General features: G+C 40.3%; 2 protein-coding genes. One reads left to right on the top strand and one right to left on the bottom strand.

Features of this window, described 5'->3' with window-relative positions:
* The coding region (locus tag R7P74_RS25455) for a helix-turn-helix domain-containing protein (RefSeq protein ID WP_318123421.1) at positions 1-165 on the top strand (165 nt) is incomplete at its 5' end.
* A gap of 615 nt (positions 166-780) precedes the next feature.
* On the opposite strand, the gene R7P74_RS25450 is transcribed toward R7P74_RS25455, so the two are convergent.
* Positions 781-881, bottom strand: a 101-nt coding sequence (locus R7P74_RS25450; RefSeq protein ID WP_318123420.1) for a 50S ribosome-binding protein YggL, incomplete at its 5' end; no start/stop codon positions are given.

The raw sequence follows: 881 nt of genomic DNA, 5'->3' as shown, positions 1-881 counted from the left end.
AATCATGCCGCAGATTTGCTGCAATCTACGTCGTTGCCGATTGGGATTGTGTTTGAGCGAGTCGGATATCGTAATCAAGCCCTGTTTAATCGCCACTTCAAAACGTACAAAGGACTAACACCACGCGACTACCGCCAGCATTATCAGCAGCGAATTCAGCCTTAATGGGAATGGTATGCAACTGCTAGTAAGAACGTGAAAAGAGTTACTCGACGGAAAGTGATGTGCAATTGGTATATTACTTGCAAAGTTTTTCAGGAATCATTATTAAGATTCAATGACAGTTAATTTAGGGAACTTGATTGCCATTTTTCTGTCATATCTCGTGAGTAATTTGACCGTGTCAGGAAGGTAATAATCGGTTTTAGGTGTCAAAAATGGCTGCAATAGAACCGTTTTTATCATTATGTTGTGAAATGAGTCACGGTTAAATAATTGGTTCCCTTATAGATTGAAGGGGATAAAAAACCTTAGACACTAAGCTCATAAAGAGGGTTACTTATAGAAGAGGAGGGATATTACTATGAAAAAAATGAGAAAAGCTCAGCTACATCGTGTTCGCATCCAGTACTGGAAAGATACGAAAGAAGCAACAGCTAAGAAATCATAGTTAACCATACTCGAAGTCCTTGAGCTGGCAATAGAATTCAAACGTTCTCTACGTATTGCCAGCTCCAAACACCACCAACACTTCAAATCTAATTTTAAATTCAGTTTCATCACCCATAAAAAAAGCCAGTCCGAAGACCAGCTTTCTCTAACGTATTTGCTTGCCTGCTATTACAGGTAGTTTGCGTCAAGCAAGTCGCCAGCTTTCGCGCTTTTCACTTCTGGACGAGCTTCTAACCAAGCAACGACTTGTGCTTTTTGCTCTTCTGTCG

This window comes from Vibrio sp. 2033 (assembly GCF_033339735.1).
This window is presented reverse-complemented; position numbering and strand designations above follow the sequence as displayed.